At 40.5% G+C, this 21,042-nt stretch carries 20 protein-coding genes and 1 riboswitch; of the genes, 4 read left to right on the top strand and 16 right to left on the bottom strand.

Annotated elements, in window-relative coordinates; genetic code table 11:
* Positions 1-8 precede the first annotated feature (8 nt).
* From Q5O24_01290 to Q5O24_01265, 6 genes are all read right to left on the bottom strand, one after another.
* Complete coding sequence (locus Q5O24_01290; protein ID WKY47993.1) at positions 9-779, bottom strand: TatD family hydrolase; 771 nt, start codon at positions 777-779, stop codon at positions 9-11.
* Complete coding sequence (locus Q5O24_01285) at positions 769-2,106, bottom strand: CCA tRNA nucleotidyltransferase (protein WKY47992.1); 1,338 nt, start codon at positions 2,104-2,106, stop codon at positions 769-771. Before Q5O24_01285 ends, Q5O24_01290 begins: the two co-directional genes overlap by 11 nt.
* Positions 2,099-2,674, bottom strand: a complete 576-nt coding sequence (locus Q5O24_01280; protein ID WKY47991.1) for an HDIG domain-containing protein — start codon at positions 2,672-2,674, stop codon at positions 2,099-2,101. Before Q5O24_01280 ends, Q5O24_01285 begins: the two co-directional genes overlap by 8 nt.
* Before the next feature lie 130 nt (positions 2,675-2,804).
* Complete coding sequence (locus Q5O24_01275; GenBank protein WKY47990.1) at positions 2,805-3,581, bottom strand: aminotransferase class IV; 777 nt, start codon at positions 3,579-3,581, stop codon at positions 2,805-2,807.
* A gap of 36 nt (positions 3,582-3,617) precedes the next feature.
* Positions 3,618-5,000, bottom strand: a complete 1,383-nt coding sequence (gene pabB / locus Q5O24_01270; protein ID WKY47989.1) for an aminodeoxychorismate synthase component I — start codon at positions 4,998-5,000, stop codon at positions 3,618-3,620.
* Complete coding sequence (locus Q5O24_01265; protein ID WKY47988.1) at positions 4,997-5,575, bottom strand: aminodeoxychorismate/anthranilate synthase component II; 579 nt, start codon at positions 5,573-5,575, stop codon at positions 4,997-4,999. Before Q5O24_01265 ends, pabB begins: the two co-directional genes overlap by 4 nt.
* A gap of 256 nt (positions 5,576-5,831) precedes the next feature.
* Positions 5,832-6,001, top strand: a riboswitch (cobalamin riboswitch).
* Between the two features lie 361 nt (positions 6,002-6,362).
* On the opposite strand from Q5O24_01265, the gene Q5O24_01260 reads away from it, so the two are divergent.
* Entirely contained in the window at positions 6,363-6,908 is a 546-nt protein-coding gene (locus Q5O24_01260; protein ID WKY47987.1) for an ECF transporter S component, read from the top strand.
* Position 6,909: 1 nt separating this feature from the next.
* Positions 6,910-7,641, top strand: coding sequence for an alpha-ribazole-5-phosphate synthase (locus Q5O24_01255; GenBank protein ID WKY47986.1), 732 nt, complete (start codon positions 6,910-6,912; stop codon positions 7,639-7,641).
* A gap of 10 nt (positions 7,642-7,651) precedes the next feature.
* Here the strand turns inward: Q5O24_01255 and Q5O24_01250 are convergent, their stop codons facing one another.
* A complete protein-coding gene (locus Q5O24_01250; protein ID WKY47985.1) occupies positions 7,652-8,551 on the bottom strand; it encodes a prephenate dehydrogenase in 900 nt (299 codons plus the stop codon).
* On the bottom strand, positions 8,548-9,561 hold the full coding sequence (aroF, locus tag Q5O24_01245) for a 3-deoxy-7-phosphoheptulonate synthase (GenBank protein ID WKY47984.1): 1,014 nt from the start codon (positions 9,559-9,561) through the stop codon (positions 8,548-8,550). The genes Q5O24_01250 and aroF overlap by 4 nt, the downstream gene beginning before the upstream one ends.
* Before the next feature lie 872 nt (positions 9,562-10,433).
* On the opposite strand from aroF, the gene Q5O24_01240 reads away from it, so the two are divergent.
* Positions 10,434-11,723, top strand: a complete 1,290-nt coding sequence (locus tag Q5O24_01240; protein WKY47983.1) for an O-acetylhomoserine aminocarboxypropyltransferase/cysteine synthase — start codon at positions 10,434-10,436, stop codon at positions 11,721-11,723.
* A gap of 1 nt (position 11,724) precedes the next feature.
* The gene (gene metA, locus Q5O24_01235) at positions 11,725-12,636 is read left to right on the top strand and encodes a homoserine O-succinyltransferase (protein ID WKY47982.1); all 912 of its coding nucleotides are present in this window, start codon (positions 11,725-11,727) and stop codon (positions 12,634-12,636) included.
* Positions 12,637-12,673: 37 nt separating this feature from the next.
* On the opposite strand, the gene Q5O24_01230 is transcribed toward metA, so the two are convergent.
* From Q5O24_01230 to uvsE, 8 genes are all read right to left on the bottom strand, one after another.
* Positions 12,674-13,084 (bottom strand): hypothetical protein, encoded by a 411-nt coding sequence (locus Q5O24_01230; GenBank protein WKY47981.1) that lies wholly within the window; start codon positions 13,082-13,084, stop codon positions 12,674-12,676.
* A gap of 268 nt (positions 13,085-13,352) precedes the next feature.
* Positions 13,353-14,627 carry an S-methyl-5-thioribose kinase gene (gene mtnK, locus Q5O24_01225; protein WKY47980.1) on the bottom strand — a complete coding sequence of 425 codons (1,275 nt, stop codon included), beginning with the start codon at positions 14,625-14,627 and terminating at the stop codon, positions 13,353-13,355.
* 103 nt (positions 14,628-14,730) lie between these two features.
* Positions 14,731-15,510 carry an ABC transporter permease gene (locus Q5O24_01220; protein ID WKY47979.1) on the bottom strand — a complete coding sequence of 260 codons (780 nt, stop codon included), beginning with the start codon at positions 15,508-15,510 and terminating at the stop codon, positions 14,731-14,733.
* Positions 15,501-16,121 carry an ATP-binding cassette domain-containing protein gene (locus tag Q5O24_01215; GenBank protein ID WKY47978.1) on the bottom strand — a complete coding sequence of 207 codons (621 nt, stop codon included), beginning with the start codon at positions 16,119-16,121 and terminating at the stop codon, positions 15,501-15,503. The genes Q5O24_01220 and Q5O24_01215 overlap by 10 nt, the downstream gene beginning before the upstream one ends.
* A gap of 17 nt (positions 16,122-16,138) precedes the next feature.
* Complete coding sequence (locus Q5O24_01210) at positions 16,139-16,966, bottom strand: undecaprenyl-diphosphate phosphatase (GenBank protein WKY47977.1); 828 nt, start codon at positions 16,964-16,966, stop codon at positions 16,139-16,141.
* A gap of 117 nt (positions 16,967-17,083) precedes the next feature.
* Positions 17,084-17,647: a carbonic anhydrase gene (locus tag Q5O24_01205; protein ID WKY47976.1), complete on the bottom strand. Its 564-nt coding sequence runs from the start codon at positions 17,645-17,647 to the stop codon at positions 17,084-17,086.
* 46 nt (positions 17,648-17,693) lie between these two features.
* Complete coding sequence (locus tag Q5O24_01200) at positions 17,694-19,628, bottom strand: diguanylate cyclase (protein WKY47975.1); 1,935 nt, start codon at positions 19,626-19,628, stop codon at positions 17,694-17,696.
* 24 nt (positions 19,629-19,652) lie between these two features.
* Positions 19,653-20,909: a UV DNA damage repair endonuclease UvsE gene (uvsE, locus tag Q5O24_01195; GenBank protein ID WKY47974.1), complete on the bottom strand. Its 1,257-nt coding sequence runs from the start codon at positions 20,907-20,909 to the stop codon at positions 19,653-19,655.
* Positions 20,910-21,042: the final 133 nt, after the last annotated feature.

The following is a 21,042-nucleotide window of genomic DNA, read 5'->3' as shown; positions in this document are numbered from 1 at the left end:
TATAAAGTTTAATTCAGGCCAAAAAGGTGAATTGCATTTTGGGCAGTGATTTCTTCAATTTCTTCAATCGGCAACCCTTTAATCCGTGCTACTTCTTCTGCGACCAGTCGTACATAGGCCGGTTCATTCCGTTTACCACGATGGGGTGTTGGCGTCAGGTAAGGACTGTCAGTTTCAACCAATAACCGGTCAAGCGGCACCATCTTAACCACATCAGGAAGCTTTCTGGCATTCTTAAAAGTCAGCGGACCAGAAATCGAAAGATACAGTCCCATATCCAAAAATACCTTTGCCATCTCTACCGAACCACTATAGCTGTGCATGACCCCACCCGGTTCTGCAGCAAAATGCGCCTTTAGAATTCGCTCCATATCCGCCATCGATTCCCGATTGTGTATAATAATCGGAAGATTTACTTTTTTTGCCAAGGCAATCTGCTTAATAAACACTTCCTGCTGAACCTCTCGGGGAGATAAGTCATAATGATAATCTAAACCAATTTCTCCAATGGCAATGACCTTTTCATTTTGGGCCCATTTAGAAAATAGTTCCCCATGTTTTTTTTCATCATAAGTTTTGGCATCATGGGGATGAATCCCTACTGCCGCATAAATGGATTCGTGTAAATCCGCCAGAGAAACAGCACGGCGGCTGGAATCTTCGTCGGCTCCAGGATTAATCATTTTCCCAACACCCGCTTCGAGCGCTCTTTCAATGACTGCCTCACGGTCCTCGTTAAATTTTTCATCATCAATATGGGTATGACTGTCAATAAACATCTTCTTCTCCTTCTTCTACAAATCGAAGCAACGCTTCTTTCTCATTCGCCACCCGTTCTTCTATAACTGCTGTTAAAAGTTTTTTTAAGACCTTCCCAATTTCCGGACCTTTTTGAATACCGGCATGAATCAGGTCATTACCATCAACCGCCAGATCCTTTATTGAAAAACAGGCTTGTTCGGCAATCAGTTTTTCGATTATACCTTCAATTTCGTCATATTCTTCAAGGCGATATCGGCAGCACTCCGCCTGTGCCCTGCAATCAGCTCTCTTGATCTCTAAAAGCTGTCTAAAGCTTTCTTCTCCCAATCGGTTAAGCCAACGCTTTAATAAACGCTCATCCTTTTCGATTACACTGTCATGATATTTAATCAGCTGACAGATTTTTTTAATTTTTTCCTTGGGCAGACGCAAAGCATTAAGACGCCTTTTGGCAATTTCTTCCGAAACTTTGCTGTGCCCGTAATAATGCCCAATCCCCTTATCATCTAGGGAAGCACACTGAGGTTTTCCCAGATCGTGAAAAAGCATGGCCCATCTGATTTCCGAAACCATTGGCGCTGCTTCCACACTCACAGCCGTATGAGTTAACAGGTCATAACAGTGATGGGGATTTTTTTGCTCATAGCTAATCAGCGGTAGAATCTCAGGAATCACAACTCCTATAATCTGAGCCCCTTTAATGATAGCCTCTCTAACATAATCAGCAAGCAGAAGCTTATCAAGTTCCTGATAAATGCGCTCAGCCGAAATTCTTTCTAAACGATAGGCCTGCTTTTGCATTGCCGAAAAAGTTTGATTCTCAATCGGAAAACCCAACACCGCAGAAAAACGCAATCCCCGCAGGATTCGCAGTCCATCTTCTGCAAACCGGCGCTCCGGATCGCCAACGCTTTTAACTAACTGTCTGTTTATATCGCCAACGCCATCAAAACAGTCAATAATCCCTTTCTCAAGATGATAAGCCAGCGCATTAATGGTAAAATCCCGTCGTTTCAAATCCTCACAGATATTCTTAGAAAAAGTCACCGCGTCAGGATGGCGGGAGTCTGAGTATGTCCCTTCAGTCCGATGAGTCGTCACTTCAACTGCCACTCCGTCTTTTATAACAGTCAGGGTTCCATGTTTTAGTCCCGTTTCAAGGAACCTTTCATTTTTAAAACATTCCTTCATTTCATCAGGGGTGGCATCGGTTGTCATATCAAAATCCTCTGGAATTTTTCCCAGCAGATAATCTCTGACACAGCCACCCACCAGATAAGCTTGGAATCCGCATTTGTTTAACAGAGAAAAAACTTCCAATACCGGGTCAGGTATATTAATCATGATTCCCAAGCCCTATTTCATCGGCTATTTCACGCATTCCAAGAATAGTTTCCGTGATCAGTTCGTCCAGCGAATACCCCGACATCTCAGCTCCTCTTTTAACGATTTCGCGATTGACACCAGCAGCAAAGTTCTGAGTTTTAAATTTCTTCTTAACTGATTTAAGTTCCAGATCATTGACACTTTTTGATGGGCGCATATAGGCACAGGCCGTGATCAGACCAGCTAATTCATCTATAGCATATAAAATTTTCTCCATCTGATGGACCGGCTCAACAGTTGAACAAATACCATAGCCATGACTAACGACACTGTTGATAAAACTCTCTTCAAAGCCGTTCGCCTTAAGGATTTCAACGACTTTAACACAATGTTCCTCGGGATATTTTTCATAATCCAAGTCATGAAGGAGACCAACCACTTCCCAATAATCTATATCCTCCCCTTCGAGTTTTGCAAAATGACGCATTACCCCGGAAGCTGCCAGACCATGATTCACCAGTGATTCTGTTTCATTGTATTCTTTTAATAGCATAAGTGCCTTTTGCTTGTTAATTTCCTGAGCCATTCCGATCTCCTTTTCCTCTTTTTGCCATGCTACCACAAAAAAAGACTTTCTTCAATCACAGCTACTCCATCTAACCATAAAAAATTAAGCTGTACGTTAAAAAACGCACAACTTAATTTCTAGCTTTATTTTATTTGAAAAATTTCCGGTAATACAGGGTTCTAATCCGCGAAGCACCCGTATCCAAGCCGATTTTAAAACTTTTTTCATCAACCCTATGCACCGGCATTATTTCCATCAGCGAATTAGTTACAAAGACTTCATCTGCTCCCAACAATTCTTCAAGCGTGAAATAGCCTTTTTCACAAGTAATTTTATTTTCTTCTAAAACCTCCAGCACTTTTTCCCGCATAATGCCCGGAAGAATGCCGCAATCTTCAGCCGGTGTACAAACTACCTGGTCTTTTATAAAAAAGATATTGGACAAACTCCCTTCAGAAAGTTTTCCTTTTGTGTTTAGAAAAATCACCTCATTAAAACCTTTGGATTTCGCCTTATTTAAATGAAGCAAATTTTCAAGATAATTATTGGATTTCAGCGACACCAGCAGACTTTCTTCGTTTCGTCTAAACTGACTTAGTGCAAGAGCAATCCCTTTTCGGTACTCTTCATTACCATAAGGATTTTCCCGGGCCGTAATAAACAGATTATTACGTCTTTTTCCTTTACTGAAAGTCACCCGCAATGCCCCAGTTCTTATCCGATTTGCCCGTATCAGACGATAACAGTCTTCTTCTATTTTAAAAGGATCATTTTTAAAAGCCAGCCCAATCTTTGGGCTGCTCTTTATCAAACGCTCCATATGTTCATGGTAAAACTCCATATTACCTTCCTGAACATTGATCGTTTCGAAAAGACCATAGCCATACAGATAACCAGGGTCAGCTTCAACAAATCCTCTTTCCACCACGTCACCGTTAATGCATAAATAATGAATGTCAGTTCACCCCTTTTTATATTTTAAAGCCTCAAATAAAGCTTTTCCCTTATGGTAAGTTTCTTCATACTCCAGCTGATTGTCTGAATCCCAGACAATCCCACCACCAACCTGAAAATAACCTTCCCCATCCTTACAAACGATTGTGCGGATGACAATATTCAAATCCAGATCGCCGTTAAATCCCAGATAACCAATAGACCCTGTATAAATATTACGCTGAGTCGGCTCCAGTTCATCAATGATTTCCATCGCCCTAATTTTCGGCGCACCGGTAATCGATCCCCCTGGGAAAGTCGCTTTGACGCAGTCAACTGGACTGATGTCGTCCTTTAGTTGACCCACCACAGTTGAAACCAGGTGAAAGACGGTCTCATAGGTTTCAAGTTTATAAAGTTCCGGTACTTTTACCGTCCCCGATTTACAGATCTTACCAACATCGTTACGCTGTAGATCTACAATCATTAATAGTTCTGCCTTATCTTTCTCGCTGTTCTCCAGACATTTTCTATTGCCAGCATCTTCTTGGGGAGTTTTACCACGAGGCATGGTTCCCTTAATCGGTCGGGTTTCGATCGCTCGATCCACAACTTTAATAAACCGCTCCGGTGAAGAACTGACGATTTGACCCTCGCCAAAATCCAGAAAACTGGCAAATGGTGCTGGATTAATTTTTCGCAAAACCCCATATAATTCCAGGGGGCTCAGCTGCAGTTCACATTGAAAACGCTGGGTCAGATTGGTCTGATAAATATCACCGGCACGAATATATTCATGAATAGCATCCAGGGCATCCATATAACCTTCTTTAGTGAAATTTCCTTTAAATGCCAGTTCTTCATTTAAGGTCAGTTGTGGCATCTCTTCCTTTGACCGCTTTTCTGCCAGCTCGACCTTAATCTTTAGGCGGTCGATCAAATCCTGCGGGTCCTCCTCAATTCCCAACGCTGCCAGCCAGGTCTTGTTTGTCTGGTGATCAACGATAAGTATTCCATCATAGAAACCCATGAAACAATCGGGAACTTTGACATCATCCACAGCTGTTCGCGGGATTCTTTCAATGTGATGACAAAGATCATAACCAAAATAACCCACAGCCCCTCCGATAAACGGGAACTCTGTATCATACTTTAACTGATATTTCCCCATTAATTGATTCAGTTCAGCAAAGGGATCTCCTTTCTTCGTGCTGGTCTTTCCCTTTTTAGATATTTCTATTTCATCGTTTTTACTCTTAAAAATCAGCAGGGGATCAGCACCCATAAATGAATACTGTCCCAGACCATCCGCATCGATCCCGCTATCGAGAAAAAAACTGTACTCATCGTCACGAAATCCCTGAAACAATTCAAAGCTATCTAAAACCGTTTTTATTTCTTCAATGATCATTGAATTCCCTTTGCCTTCCGGTGAAAATTGCCAAGCAATTCCATCCCCATTTCTGTCAAAATTGCTTCAGGATGAAACTGGACACTTTCAATCATAAATTCCCGGTGCCGCATTCCCATTATTTCGCCTGCTTCAGTCCGAGCGGTCACTTCAAGACAGTCCGGTAGAGTCTGTTCTTCAACCACCAATGAATGGTAACGGGTAACATTCAGTGGATGATTAAGATTTTGAAAGACACCCAGGTTATCATGAGTAATTGGATGGACTTTGCCATGTACTGGCTCAAGCGCCTTTATAATATTCCCACCAAACGCCTGGCCAATGATCTGGTGTCCCAGACAAATCCCTAAAATCGGAATTTCACCGGCAAATGCACCGACAACTTCCAGGCAAACACCTGATTCATTTGGCGTACAGGGTCCCGGCGAGAGAACTATCATTTCCGGATTTAATGCCTTTATTTCATCTATAGTAACCATGTCATTTCTTCTTACCTGAACCTCTTCATTTAAACACTCAATATACTGTACAAGATTGTATGTAAATGAATCATAATTATCAATCATTAGTATCAATGGATGGTCTCCTCTTTCAAATTACTGAATAGAATTTTAACACAGTCAGCAGCCTCAATACAACTGCTTCAATTGATAAATTTTAACCCATATCCACCCCAATCATAGGCTTTATCAACATTTTTTCCCCATAAATTCAGAAGTTATCCACGGAAACATTGAATTATCAACAGATTATCAACAAAAAAGGGCATTTTAAGTATCATTTTGACAAATTGAATTGACTTTATCCACTCCCTATGTTATTATTTTTTCAATTTAATAAATCGTTTCTGGTGCCTTTTATAAGGAGAATAGGGAAACAGGTATCATTCCTGTAGGGACCCACCACTGTATTGCCGGAGCCATTGTCAAAACCACCTCACGGGAAGGGACAAATGGTGATGAAGCTAACTCAGGAGACCTGCCAGAACCGTAGCGATTTTGGACGACGGTAAAGTTCACATCTTTTATAGGTGTGGACTTTTTTGCGCGAAAAATAAAGCCGTACGTCTTCTGATATAAGAGAACTGATTTAGAAGCTCGCTTATAAATCAGTTCTCTTATATCAGAAGATATAGGGCGTAGCCCGCGACGAGGTGGGGCGATAGCCACACCGAGTGCACGGCTTAATTTTTCACCGCTGTATATGTGAGAAATGCGTAGCCCGCAACAAGGTGAGGTGATAGCCACACCCAGTGCACGGCTTAATTTTTCACCGCTGTATATGCTGGAAATAAATAGCTGTCCATATGCTTCTATTCATCCCAAACTATTTATTAAAAAATTATTTTTCAAGGAGAAGATTATGAAAATCTCAACAAAACAACTGGTATTCACAGCCCTTTTAATCGCTTTATCTTTTATCGGCGCGCAACTCAAAGTATTCGGCACGATTGCATTCGATTCTTTACCGGCATTTTTAGGTACATTTTTACTTGGCCCAGTATATGGTGCCATTATCGGCTTTGCGGGTCACATACTGACCTCAGCAACATCAGGGTTCCCTTTTACTTTTCCCGTTCATTTTCTGATTGGTATCGGAATGGGTGTTACCATGATTGCTACATGGTTCGTCTTTAATCTTTTTAACAAACGCAATCAGACAAATGTTGGTTTAATTATTTCAGTACTGGTCGCTGCACTGTTTAATGGTCCTGTTTTATGTCTGCTCAGCTCACCACTTTTAATCCCTATGCTGACATGGCCCGGCGTTGTTGGAATGATGGTTCCTCTAGCTTTGGTAGGCGGAATTAATGCAGCTGTTGGCGCAGTGGTATTTAGAGCTATTCCAGCTTCTTTAAAGACTCAGTTAAACCTGGATGCTTCAAAAGTTCGTTCAAACAATTCCTAATATGAAAACTTATCAGTACCGTGATTTAAGTGTGATCGAACTACCGGACAGGCTGCTGGTCACCGCTTGTGACAGCAGTGCCGGTGTTGGTGAAAAACCCGGTGATGAGCTCAGCGTTCCCACTAAATATGTTTCAATCTATGCTACCCGGGTCTGCCTTTTTGAGCTCTTATCCTGTGGCTGCCAAATTATCGGGATCTCCAATACCATCTGTAATGAAATGAAGCCAACTGGAAAAAAACTTATTGAAGGAATTCATGAAGAGCTGCAAAGAGCGGGGCTTCCTGAACTTTTATTAAACGGCTCAACTGAAGAAAACTTCAAAACCATTATGACTGGCTTTGGAATCACCATTCTAGGATGCACCAGCCAGATGAACCTGACCCCATCAAAAAAAGATGATCTCGTCGTCTGCATTGGAAAACCCAAGGTTGGCGGCGAGCTAATCCTGGAAAACGATACTGAAATCGCCAGTTACTCAGACCTTTCTTATCTATCTAATTGTAAAGAAGTTAATGAAATTATCCCCTGCGGCTCCAAGGGAATTTGGTATGAAGCCGACAACCTGGCTGCCATTTATCATCTTGTGCCTGACGAACTGCCCGGGTCTCTTGATCTAAAAAAATCCAGTGGCCCGGCAACAACTGTCATCGCCAGTGTTAAACCAGAAGGATTGTCAATCCTGCAGAAGCATTTTGGCGACCGATTAACCCTTATTGCCCGGTTAACGTAAAAAACTGAAGCTACTTTGCTTCAGTTTTTTTTAATTTAGCTTCCCGGATATTACCCATTTCAATTCGTTTTTCCCGAACAGACTGGAGCCTTTCAATCAATTCTTTTTCTTCATCGTCGGCAATCATCTTTTTCATCAGATCCAGACTATTTTCAAATTTTTCAATCTGTTCAAGCAGATTTTTTCTATTGCACATAAAAAGCTCTGTCCACATCGGCGCATTGATCATCGCTATCCTTGTCAGGTCACCAAAGCTCCCGCCTTCAAAACCGGTAATACTCAAATCATCCTCACAATCCACCAATGCCGCTGCAATGACATGGCAAAGCTGGGAAGTAAACGCAATCTTTTCATCATGAACCTGACAGGTGGTCTCAACAATATGATTAAAGCCTAAATCTGTAATAATCTCTTTCAAAAAAGCAATATTTTCCGGCTGATTCTGGGGGCGAGGGGTTAAAATATAATTCCTGTTTATAAAGATTGAATCCGTTGCCCCGCCATATCCTTCTTTTTCACTTCCGGCCATGGGATGCCCGGGTATATAGTCAATATCAGTTCGTAAAAGATTCCCCAGATTTCTAAAAATCACTTCTTTAACCCCGGTGATATCAGTCACTAGAGCTCCGACCTTGAAATCTTCCATATAAAGAGCCAGAAAACCCAAGGCATCCATTGGGGTCAGGCAGATGAAAACCAGATCGCATTGAGACAACATTTTCGTCAAGCCTATTGATTCCCAGGCGCCACCCTCGATGACACCTTCTTTAATCGCTCTTTCTATTACACTTTCTTTTATATCGTAGCCTAGGATTTTTTTAAATCCCATTTTCCCGAGACCCATAGCAAGAGCGCCGCCCATCAGTCCCAGGCCAATAAAGCCAACTATCGTCTCTTCTCTTTTTCTCATGAAAGCACCTTGTTTTCAATTTCAGCATATTTCTTCACGGTATTCATAATCTGATCAAATTGTTCTGGTGTTATAGACTGCTCACCATCACAAAGGGCTTCTTCGGGATTGTTGTGAACCTCAATCATAACCCCATCAGCACCCGCTGCAATCGCCGCCTTAGTCATCGCTTCTACCGTCCAGGACAGTCCTGTTGCATGGCTGGGATCTATCATAATCGGCAAATGGCTTTTTTGCTTTAGCACCGGTATCAGGCTTAAATCCAAAGTATTTCTGGTTGCCGTTTCAAAGGTTCTAATCCCCCGTTCGCAGAGAATCACCTTGTCATTTCCTTCTTTCATAATATATTCAGCTGACATTAAAAACTCTTTCATGGTTGCTGACATTCCCCGTTTTAATAAAATCGGCTTATCAATTTTACCCAGTTCTCTAAGCAGAATAAAGTTCTGCATATTTCTGGCCCCAACTTGAATGATATCCACATCCTCAAAGGCTGGCAGCTGTTCTAAAGACATCAGCTCACTGACAATAGGAAGTCCGGTTTCCTGTCTGGCAATTTTAAGTAGTTCCAGCCCCTCGTATCCCATTCCCTGAAAAGAATATGGCGAAGTTCTCGGTTTAAATGCCCCGCCTCTTAAAAAGCTTGCACCTGATTCCTTAATACTTTTGGCAATGCTGACCACCTGTTCTTCACTTTCCACTGAACAGGGGCCGGCAATCATTGTCAGATGACCTTCCCCAACTTTATGTCCCTTTACATCGAAAACCGTGTCATCAGGATGAAATAGTCGATTGGCTTTCTTGTAAGGTTCCTGTACTCTTAAAACCTTATCGACAATATGATTTGATCTGATTTGTTCAAGATCTGCAGTAGCGGTATCACCTATCAGACCAATTACGGTCCGCTCAGTTCCCTTTGAGTAATTAACATTCAAATGTTGGCTTTCAATCATATTAATCAGTTTCTTAATTTCTGCTTCAGTTGCATTCGGTTTTACTACAATAATCATGTGATCCTCCAAATTTTAAAATCATTCATCCATCTCCCGTGCACTGAAGACAAAATGAAACCGTTCCTGCTTCGGCTATTCAAATAGCCCTCATCGCGGGATTTCTATTTTCACTTTGGTGAAAAATTCTGCCATGGAACTCGTTTCGCGCAGCTTACACTCGTCGCGGGCTTTTTAACTCTAACTATACAGAGCCAAAAATCAAGCCGTGCATTCGGTGTCGCTATCGCGACACCTCATCGCGGGCTTCGCCCTATGAAGACAGTAAACTTGAACTGTTCTTGAAAGTAAAAACACTTTCAATCTCAGTTCAAATCCACTGTCTTCGCACGACTTCATTTTTCACGAAAAAAGGAGACTCCCTAAGGAAGTCTCCTGTCATAAACCTAATCAATTGTGATATTGTTCATCACTTTTCATGGTTTGAAAACTTCGAGGGTAACGTTTTTTTATTACACGCAAAATAACCAAAGCCATACCAATAGCTCTGGATGTTGCTAAAATAATAATATTGTACGTTAGTTCTTAAAGTTTCCATGATATTCTCCACTTGAAAATTATAACTTTTTTTCATTATAGACTCTTAAAAGTTTTATGTCAACGAAAATTTAGGATAAATTCAAATTTTAACAAATCCCTTAACTAAAAAGATCATACTTTATTCCTGACTTATTTATTTTTACATGATACAATTGACAATAAGAAGCACTCATGTTATATTACATATAATTCAACTAGGAATTATATGTAATATTTGACTCGAGACGAAATTCCATAAACTCTTTAATGATAATTTAATACCTTTTCGTCAGTCGATCAATTACTTAACTTTTTTAACTATAACCTGTTAAACCAATCTTAAGGAGAACGATATGAAAAAAACACTTCAGTTTGAAACCCTTCAGCTACATGGAGGACAAACCCCTGACCCAACCACCCATTCTGTCGCTGTACCTATTTATCAGACGACTTCCTATGCTTTTGATAATAGCGATCATGCTAGAAAACTCTTTTCTCTGGAGGAACCAGGTAATATTTATACCCGGATTATGAACCCCACAACTAATGTTTTGGAAGAACGCATTAACCTTTTAGAGGGTGGTGTTGGTGCCCTTGCTTTTGCTTCCGGGTCAGCTGCTATCACTGCAGCTATTTTAAACATTGCCGGAAGTGGTGATGAACTGGTTGCCGCTGCCACACTTTACGGTGGTACCTATAATCTTTTAAATGCTACTCTGCCTCGCCTTGGTATTCACACAAGCTTTGTAAACCCCGATGACCCGCAAAATTTTGAGGACGCCATCACTGACAAAACCAAGGCCGTTTATATTGAATCGCTGGGAAATCCGGCCATTAACATCGTGGATATTGAAAAAGTTGCAGAAATTGCCCATTCTCATGGTGTACCCCTGATTGTTGACAATACTTTTGCCACACCTTATCTATTTAAGCCCCTCGATTTTGGTGCTGACATCGTCGTCTACTCTGCAACTAAGTTTATCGGAGGCCATGGCACTACTATTGGTGGACTACTGGTTGATGGCGGACGTTTTAACTGGGAAGAAAGCGGACGTTTTCCAGAGCTGACTACACCAGATGAAAGCTATCACGGAATCACCTACTCTAAAGATATCGGTGCTGCAGCTTATATTGTTAAGGCTCGCGTGCAGCTGCTTCGGGATACCGGTGCCTGCATCAGTCCTTTTAATTCATTTTTACTGCTGCAGGGAATGGAAACCCTTTCTTTAAGATTGGATCGTCACCTAGATAATACCAAAAAAATTGTCAATTTTCTCTCAGATCATCCTCAGGTTAGTTGGGTTAACTATCCTGCCCTTGCCAATAATTCCTATTATCCCTTATCGCAGAAATACTTTAAGAAAGGGCCTGGTTCAATTTTCACCTTCGGGATAAAAGGAGGAATAGAATCCGCAAAAAAATTCATTGACAGCTTAAAACTCTTTACTCACCTTGCCAATGTAGCTGATGCCAAGTCACTGGTTATCCATCCCGCAACCACCACCCATCAGCAATTATCAGGGGAAGACCTTTTAAAAGCAGGTATTACCGAAGATATGATCCGCTTGTCTATCGGCCTTGAGCATATAGATGATCTGATCGCCGATCTTAAACAGGCTTTTAGCACCGCGAAGGAGTCTTAAAATGCCTATTAAAATCCCTAATGATCTTCCTGCTTCTAAAATATTAACCAACGAAAACATCTTTGTGATGGATTTGGAGCGGGCTATTCACCAGGATATCCGACCACTGAAAATTGCCATTCTCAACCTGATGCCCACAAAAATAGCCACCGAAACCCAGCTTTTAAGGCTTCTGGGTAACACACCACTTCAGATCGAGGTAACACTTTTGCATACTAAATCCCATGAAAGCAAAAACACCTCTACCCAACATTTGGAGAGTTTCTATTCCTGTTTTGAAGATATCCATCAACAACACTTTGATGGACTCATCATCACCGGTGCACCTATAGAAACCCTGCCTTTTGAGGAAGTGGATTACTGGGAGGAGCTGACAGAGATTATGGAGTGGAGTAAAAGCAATGTCTTCTCCACCCTGCATATCTGCTGGGGCGCTCAAGCCGGGCTTTACCATCATTATGGGATCGAAAAACATCTGCTCGAAAAAAAGATGTTCGGTGTTTTTAAACATACCCTTAATCATTCCTTTGTGAAATTATTCCGTGGGTTTGATGACGTTTTTTATGTTCCCCATTCCCGACACACTAGTATTAAACGCAGTGATTTAGAAGCCCATCCGGAACTTTCAATCATGGCTGATTCTGATGACTCAGGTGTCTATGTCGTTACAGCCCAGAAGGGCCGACAAATTTTTGTTACAGGTCACAGCGAGTACGATGCCGAGACATTAAAACTTGAATACGACCGGGATATTGCCCAGGGAAAGGAAATCGAGGTTCCTAAAAATTATTTTGAGAATGACGATCCGAGCCTGCCACCAGTGGTCAGATGGCGAAGTCATGCCAATTTGCTCTTTTCCAACTGGCTCAATTATTACGTATATCAGGAAACGCCTTTCTCCTACACTGATTAAAAAAGCCGCCTGTTTTGACCAGGCGGCTTCTTTTCTCTTATTGAACAACTGTAAAGGTATTGACTGTATCTGGTTCTTCCCTGTCATCGATATAAATCTCAACCGAATAGTTTCCAGGTTCAGTCATAATTTCTGCTGGCAGATAGCCGACCAGCGGTGCATCAGAGTATCCTTCATTCCCAATACTGACCCCATCAAACACAACACCTTCCTGATACCAGACAAACGTAATTGTTGTATCATCTGGTGCATTGTGAAGTTCAGCAGCAACATAAACATCGGTATTGACTGGAAATTCAGTAACTTCATCAATTGCTTCCGAATATTCATCAACCCCAGTGGTCATTACCGCATTACTCACGTTAGCAGTGGATGCAGAACAGCTGGCCCCCATAAAAAGTACCGCTCCAATCATCACCAAAACAAGATAAACAGACATTTTTTTCATTTTTAATACCTCCTTCTTCTTCTTCAACTTTCAAATATTTGAACTCTAAAAACTGTATAAAGGGCATTCAAACAGCCGGATTAATTTACTGGCAAAGATAAAATTCGGCTATGTCTGATGCTAGATTTTTACCCATTTTTCTTAAGAATAATCAAGATTGTCAAATCATATCTAATGTCCCTCAAAAATACACAAGTGGCTCTAAACAATAAAAAAAGCTGCCATTAATTTATATTAATGACAGCCATCTTTCAAACAATTTCATTTTTTATACTATTTTATCCTGTAACAATTTCATCACTTTAAAATAACGCCTGGTAATCGTTTCGATTAAAGCAATCAGGTCATCTACCGTTTCGATGCTCTCACGTTTCATGATCAGGGCATCGGCAATCAGAAGCGATAATCGTCTAGCACAATTACGTCCGGAATCGTCCAGTACATCAAAATCCGGTAATGCCACATAGGCTCCCACCCGACTGGCAATCTGACAACCGGCAAAACCACAGCTTTCTTTCAAATAATTGCTTAAGAGATAATCACGGTACTCGGTATATTCTTTATAAATAGGCTTAGCGTCTTTGTCCCAGCATTCGGAATAAACGCTGATGTATTCTTCAATCATTCCGCGTAGATAAGAAAGCATTTCTTTACGATAGGCTTTTCGTGTTTCTTTTGTGCCTTCCTCATGGTAATGCCAGGCGATATATTCATAGATTAAATTTCCCGCCAAATAGCCGGTATCAGACGAAGATGCGCCCATAAAAGGATACTCCATATCGATAATCTTCATTTCATCTTCATCAATCATGATGTTAGAGGTATGCAAATCACCATGGACCAGACATTCACTTTTTCTCATAAAAATGCCCCGAAGCTTTAGAAGTTCAACTCGAATTTCTCTTTTTTCCCAGAACAGATCGCTCATCGCTACATGACGGGGATCAGGCTCCGGCATTGGCGGCAGTTCAGCATCTTCCAGAAAAACATCCCGCAGAAAAAGAATCGACTCCATAATCACGCGCATCTCAGGATTCATAAACTTGACTTCCAAGGCCTTGTGTGCAACCTGGTCAAGATAAATTTCCGAGGTATAGAAATTCGATTTTGCCAGAAATGTTCCCATCTGTTTGGGAAATTCTGGAAACGATTTGCCTTTCGTCAATTCAAAGCGCATAATTTTTAGGCGACCGCAATCTTCATAGATAAATAAATTATTGTCAGGGTCGGTATGATACATCTGCGGCAAATTTTCCGGAGTAATTGCTGTTCTTAATTTGATCACTTCTGCTTCCAGCTGATTACGGCTGGTGGTCAGTTTTGCAGCCTCACCAAAAACTTTTAAGTAAGGCTTAGCCTGTTTTACGATAACCGAATGACCGGTTTCATCCCAGACACGGTAAACATGGTTGACAAAACCATCTCCATCATCTTCACCTTCACCTATTTCATATACTGTAAGTTTTGCATCAGATGCAAAAATACTGGTAAATTTTTTTATATATTCAATTACTGATTCGGGGGTTAAATTTTTATAAGCCATAATTTCTCCGTTATTGTAAAAGATATCATTATTATTCTAACACCCCTTATTCACGGATAAAAGGCAGATATTGTCGCATCAGCAATAATATTTTGTACCTACTCTAAATATTCAGCTGATCATAGCCATCAAAACATCCTTTACGGCTTAAGAGAATGGAAAAATGAATGCTAAAATAACGGACAATCAGAATCGCCGCCATAATAACAATCTGGTAGACAATGGCTGTCATCGGCATCGATCCACCTAAAATCTGCCCGGTCATCATTCCCGGCAGAGATACCAGACCGACTGTTTCGGTGGAGGCAATAATCGGATTTAGAGAACCAACAACTGCATCTTTATACCATGGCAGTGTTGCTTCCCACTGATTGGCCGATAAGGCCAGCCGATATTGATATTTTCTTTCATTATTGGCAATTCCCTGATAAAAGGTATTGAGGCCAATAATATTACCACTCAAACTGTTACCCAAAAGCATTCCAATTAAAGGAATATAATATTGCGCCTCGAAAATATTTGAAAGGCCAATCACAAACTGATTAATGAACAAAATCATTATAAAATTCGGGACTCCAAAACCAATAAGGATCGGAAAAAACTGCCTTTTGAAATTAAGCTTGCAGCTTTTGATAGTGGTCATGGCGGCCACGCCAATCATAAAAAGCACATATGCAGTATTAACCCATAGATTATCGAAAAGAAAAATGTATTGCAGAAAAAATCCGACCATTACCAGCTGAATGGACATCCTAAATAGGGCATAAATGATCCGTTTGTTTATCTGTATACCCATCCGATAATTGATATATAGAATCGGAACTATAAAAATCAGCAAATAAAAAGGCGCATAAAAAACAATATTTTGCACACTCATGGCCATCTCACCTCCCGAACTGAAGCATCTTTAAAAACTTCGTCATGCGAAATAATCAGCATGGTTTTCTGCAATGACATCAGTCGACTGACGGCCTTTTCCTTAAGCGCCAGATCCAAGCCTGTGGTAATTTCATCCAGCACACAAATTTCTCGATCCAGAAGTATTCCCATGATCATTGCCAGCCGTTGTCTTTCTCCGCCCGACAAATCATCCACCTGTTTTTCAACCGTTTCAGCCGGTAGTGAAAATTCAGAAAGGTGGTTAATCAGCATGGTCTGATTATAGTCAATATGCCTATTGGCATGAAATGAAAACACCTCTTTAAAAACCTCCCCTACTACCCCTTTGGGAATATCTGCATCCTGACTGATATAGGTGATTTTTTTTCGAACTGTACTGACATTTTTTTCCGAGAGAAGGACACCATCCACACTGATTTCACCAGAATCCGGCTGAATAAAGCCCATCAGCATTTTTATCAGCGTTGTTTTTCCACTGCCGGACTGAGCCGACAACAGAACTTTTTCACCTTTTTCAATTACTAAATTAAAATCCTTAAATAAGACTTGCTCTTTAAATTTCAGATTAATATTTCGGTATTCTATGACACTCAAAACTTACTCCATTCTAATTAACCAAATACCAGAAAAAATAATATAACAATAATACCCAAGATAATCCGATACCAGCCAAAGACTTTGAAGTCGTTCTTTTTGATATATCCCATCAGGAATTTAATAGCCAGAATCGACGTAACAAAAGCCGAAAGCATTCCAAAAATCAGCACAAATAATTCCAGTCCAGTAAAACTGAAGCCAAACTTAATCAGTTTTAATAAACTGGCCCCAAACATAATCGGAATTGCCAGAAAAAATGTAAATTCAGCCGCAACCGTCCGGGAAGTCCCCATAATCATCGCGCCAATAATCGTGGCACCTGATCGGGAGGTTCCGGGAATCAAGGCCAGGACCTGGAAGAAACCGATATACAAAGCTGTTTTATAATCCAGTTCACTAAGTTTGTTAATCACTGGAACTTTTCCCTTATTACGATCTTCGATGACAATAAATAAAACCCCATAAATAATCAGCATAATCGCAACAACTACATAATTATAAAAGGTCTCGTTGATAAAATCGTCAAACAAAAGGCCAATCACCGCCGCTGGCAGACAGGCCACAATAATTTTTGACCAGAGTATTGTTGTATTTCTTTTTAAAACCAGCTTGCCCTTTTTACGGGTTATCGGCACAAGCCGCTGCCAATACAGGTAGACAACAGCCAGAATTGCACCAAGCTGGACCACTACAAAAAACATTTCTTTAAAACTATCCGCCATATTAAGCTGGATAAACTGGTCCACGATAATCATATGACCAGTGCTACTAATAGGCAACCATTCAGTTATCCCTTCAACAATTCCTAAAAATACTGCTTTTAATAATTCCAGAATAATCAAACCTGTTATCCTCTTTTCTCTTTACTTGTTTTTTTCGTTTTAATCTTACTTTTTAATTCAAAAAATATCAACTTATTTTATTATTTCTTAAATAAAAAAGAGGCCACGCCTCCCTTTTTATAAAAATTCTACCGCTCCGGTTTCCAGACAATAGTAGGCGCCTATTACAGCAACCTCAGATTTATCGACCTTTTCTTTTATCAGCTCGCTTTCAAGGACCTTTTTTACCCCGTACTCGATATTTTTAAGTTCACAGCTTTTATCATCCGTCTCACCGCCGATAGCTGATTGGATTCGCTCAGCTGTTCCTTTAAGATAGTCAGGCGGATTCCCAACTTTTGCAGCTTGTACAGCACCGCACGAACTATGGCCCAAAATCACGATAAGCTTAGTGCCTAACGCATTGACCGCATAAGCCACACTCTCCATCTGCAGTTCTCCAGCCAGATTACCGGCTGTCCGAATGACAAACATCTCACCAATCCCAGCATTAAAAATAAGTTCTGGTGAGACCCGCGAGTCTGCACAGCCGATCACAACTACATCAGGCATTTGTCCTTCTCTTGCGGTTTGTCTGCGCTGTTTGTGAAGTTTTTCAAAGTCAACCGACTGCCCCTTTAAAAAAGCTTCATTTCCTCGCTTCAGACGTAAAAGAATACTGTTTAATGAATCGATTTTCATACCATCTCCTTCTTAGATTCGTTAACTCACACCCTTAATTATTTGCTCAAAGAACATCCGTTACTCTTTGCGCAACCCAAGATTTTCCCAGCACCTGTTCCACAAAAACTTTAGCTACTGCAGGATCAAACTGTGTTCCGGCATTTCGTCGCAACTCACTAATTGCGTCCTCTTCACTAAGACCTTTTCTGTAAGATCTGTCTGAAGTCATCGCATCATATGAATCAGCGACTCCGATAATTCTTGCCTGCAGAGATATCTCTACTCCTTTTAAACCTTTCGGATAACCGCTTCCATCCCACTTTTCATGATGTTCAAAGACGTATCTGGCTACTTCCGTAAATTCTTCAGAAGAACACAAAATTCGGTAACCCATTTCTGGATGTCTTTTCATTTGCTCCCACTCACTCAAATCAAGACTGGCAGGTTTATTTAAAATATTTTCCTCAACCCCCATTTTCCCAATATCATGAAGCAGTCCAGCCAGGGCAATCTGCTTAATCATATTAGAATCTACTGCCATTGCCTGAGCAATGGCATTGCAGAGATCTCCGACTCGCTTGGAATGAAACATTTCGCGATTACTTTTTTCATATAAACTGTTAATGATCAAATCAATGGTTTTGCTTCGCATACTGGTGCTGGTGTAAAGCTTGTGATGATACATTTCATCTTCGGCATTTTTCTGAACAACAGTAATATCGTCTCGTTGGCTCGATTTTGTATCAATTCCGAAGGAAATCGACAGCTCAATTCCCTTTATTAATTCTTTTGCCGCTTCTTTCTCAATTCGATTTGTCAATTCAGTGGCTTCTTCTTTTGTGACACCGGGAAGAATCATCATAAATTCATCTCCACCCAGTCGGGCAATAACATCAACTGGTCTTAACTCCTTCTTCATTAGCTCAGCTGCTCTGATTAACAGTTCATCACCAACACCATGGCCAAAGGAATCATTTACCATTTTCAATCCGTTAACATCAGCTATCACCAGGCTGATCGGATAATTCTCCATGCTATCCATTTCCGACAACCGCTGATCAAAATAGCGCCGATTGTGTAGACCAGTAAGATAGTCGTGATAACTTAAATATAAAATTCTATTTTCTTTTATTTTTATTTCACTAATATCCTGAATCGTTCCGATGTTTCCAATATGTTGACCATCATCAGCAAACAAGGGTAACATCTGAACTTTCACATATTTTTCGTTTAAATCTTTAACCGAACTCGAAAATTGAATCCCCTTATCGCTCATTAAATCCCGAAATTCAACATCGTTGCAACTTTTCCCTAAATAATCTGCCAATTTTCCAAGCGTGTTAACTGTATCTTCTTTAACCGCCAGAACATTTAAAGCTTCCTCTGAATAAAGAATTTTGTCGGTATAAACATCATGCTCAAAACTACCGAGTTGGGCAATTCGTTGAGCCTGTTTTAAAGCCGACTCACTTTTTTTTCTGGCTTTATTCTCTTTTTTAAGACTTTTTAGAAGTTCAACGCTTTTCTGATGAGCCCTTTTTAAGGCCGCAGTCTGCAGTTCTACCATTTCACGAAGCCTTATTTCTTCATCTTTTTTGAGAAGATTTGCCTTTCTAATTTTCGCCATGGCTTTTACCTGCGTAACCAGCTCCACTTCGTCATAAGGACGTGCCATAAAACCTTCTGCACCATGTTCCAGTGCCATTAATCGATATTCATGATTACTGGGACCGGCTGTCATAAAGACAACCGGAATATCTTTCATCTGGTCATCTACTTTTATCTTTTCACAAACCTCAAAGCCATCCATTTCCGGCATAATGATATCCAGGAAAATCATATCGGGATTTTCATTTTCAGCACATAAAATCCCTTCCGCCCCACTGCTAGCCGTCAAGATAACGACGTCATTAAAAAAATCTCTTATCGACCGGATAAAAACCTTCTGGTTTAATTCACTGTCATCAATAATCAGAATTTTTAACCCCTGCTTGTCCACCTTTTCACCTCAACTGTTGATTGTCTATATGACGAAATAATAGATATCTTTAAGATAATCCTGTTCATACTTAATGACCAGCTTCCACAAGTCATTCTTAACTGTTTTCAGCGGAATTTCACCTTGTTCATACCGCTGAATCAATTTTAAAAAATATTTCTTTTCCTGGGCATTTGCCAGATTTCTAAAATCCCCCCAAATATGCTGGGCCACGTTAATCGCATTACCTAAGGTCGGCACATCCAGAAGTGCTTCTTCGATCAGTGTATAAAACTTGATCACACTATTTTCATCCTGATTTCTCAGAAGTTTTCTTATTTCCAAATAGTTAACCGGCGACCCTTCAAGAACTGCATATTCGTACTTCCGCCATTCTTCTGTTAGAATGACTGATTTTAAGTTTATATCCAGCCCATTCATACATTTAAGAACGGATAAGTTTTTATCCTGGCTTTCCAGTAAAATATCACAGTTTTCCTCTTTAAGCGGCTCGACAAATTTAAGAAAATCCTCAAGACCAACCGTTCCGGAATAAAATCCTGGCTTCTTTCCTTCATCCTGCACACTATATGTTATCAGCTGATTGCCATCCTTTAACTCCCAGCCGGGCTTTGCAGCCATGATCCACTCCAGATCCGTCTTTATTTTCCCAGCCGGATTAAGCTCGTGCGCAAGCCGTTCAAATACCACTGGTATCTTCAATTCTCTGCCGATTTCCAACACTTCTTCAATATTATAACATTTCAAATCGTTTTCAATTACCAGACGTTTTTTAAGTGTTTCCTCCAAATCCTGATAGGTCTGTCTAAAACGAGTAATCGCCTTTTTTCTGTTTCTAAATATTCCGCCCACAGGCATAACCAGTTTATGGCTGTCATCCAATCCCATCGCATCGAATAAACGGGCCTGACTAAGCAGTTCTTCTATTGTTTGTTCCCTTATCTTTTTATCTTTTGCGTTTAATATCGCCTGTGGCCCGGTATGCATGGTCAGACGAAGATCAGCACTCTTAACTTTTTGACCAAGTTTATTTAATGAATCACCATAAAGCTTCCACCATTCCAGACTGTTAATCGGGTTTGAGGCGTAAGGTATCACATCTGAACAAACTCTGAAAACCTTAATCTGATTGGCAATATTATAATCAATCATATTTTCAAGGACCTGCAGATTATGCTCAATTAATTCCTTCAAACGTTTTTCTCGGGCATTTTTTATGCGACAGGTTCTTAATTCTGTATTTAATGTACCGATCGGCAAACATGTGTATCCTAACCTCATAAGACCTCCCACTCCCAATGATTAACCCGCTGATTGACAGAAAGCTTAAAAAATGAATCAAGCGGACATTAAAAATATGTAACAATTTCGCAGACTGATAGATAGCATTATATCAGATTTTTAACTAATCATA

The organism is Eubacteriaceae bacterium ES3 (genome assembly GCA_030586155.1).
Taxonomy (GTDB): domain Bacteria; phylum Bacillota; class Clostridia; order Eubacteriales; family Eubacteriaceae; genus Acetobacterium.
This window is presented reverse-complemented; position numbering and strand designations above follow the sequence as displayed.

Bases quoted from the DNA above. Each gene is read 5' to 3' on its own strand.
- Q5O24_01230 (WKY47981.1), bottom strand. From the start codon at position 13,084: ATGAAAAAAATGTCTGTTTATCTTGTTTTGGTGATGATTGGAGCGGTA.
- Q5O24_01240 (WKY47983.1), top strand. From the start codon at position 10,434: ATGAAAAAAACACTTCAGTTTGAAACCCTTCAGCTACATGGAGGACAA.
- pabB (WKY47989.1), bottom strand. From the start codon at position 5,000: ATGATCATTGAAGAAATAAAAACGGTTTTAGATAGCTTTGAATTGTTT.
- Q5O24_01260 (WKY47987.1), top strand. From the start codon at position 6,363: ATGAAAATCTCAACAAAACAACTGGTATTCACAGCCCTTTTAATCGCT.
- Q5O24_01205 (WKY47976.1), bottom strand. From the start codon at position 17,647: ATGAAAATCGATTCATTAAACAGTATTCTTTTACGTCTGAAGCGAGGA.
- Q5O24_01255 (WKY47986.1), top strand. From the start codon at position 6,910: ATGAAAACTTATCAGTACCGTGATTTAAGTGTGATCGAACTACCGGAC.
- Q5O24_01250 (WKY47985.1), bottom strand. From the start codon at position 8,551: ATGAGAAAAAGAGAAGAGACGATAGTTGGCTTTATTGGCCTGGGACTG.
- Q5O24_01285 (WKY47992.1), bottom strand. From the start codon at position 2,106: ATGATTAATATACCTGACCCGGTATTGGAAGTTTTTTCTCTGTTAAAC.
- Q5O24_01220 (WKY47979.1), bottom strand. From the start codon at position 15,510: ATGGCCATGAGTGTGCAAAATATTGTTTTTTATGCGCCTTTTTATTTG.
- Q5O24_01280 (WKY47991.1), bottom strand. From the start codon at position 2,674: ATGGCTCAGGAAATTAACAAGCAAAAGGCACTTATGCTATTAAAAGAA.
- aroF (WKY47984.1), bottom strand. From the start codon at position 9,561: ATGATTATTGTAGTAAAACCGAATGCAACTGAAGCAGAAATTAAGAAA.
- metA (WKY47982.1), top strand. From the start codon at position 11,725: ATGCCTATTAAAATCCCTAATGATCTTCCTGCTTCTAAAATATTAACC.
- uvsE (WKY47974.1), bottom strand. From the start codon at position 20,909: ATGAGGTTAGGATACACATGTTTGCCGATCGGTACATTAAATACAGAA.
- Q5O24_01290 (WKY47993.1), bottom strand. From the start codon at position 779: ATGTTTATTGACAGTCATACCCATATTGATGATGAAAAATTTAACGAG.
- mtnK (WKY47980.1), bottom strand. From the start codon at position 14,627: ATGGCTTATAAAAATTTAACCCCCGAATCAGTAATTGAATATATAAAA.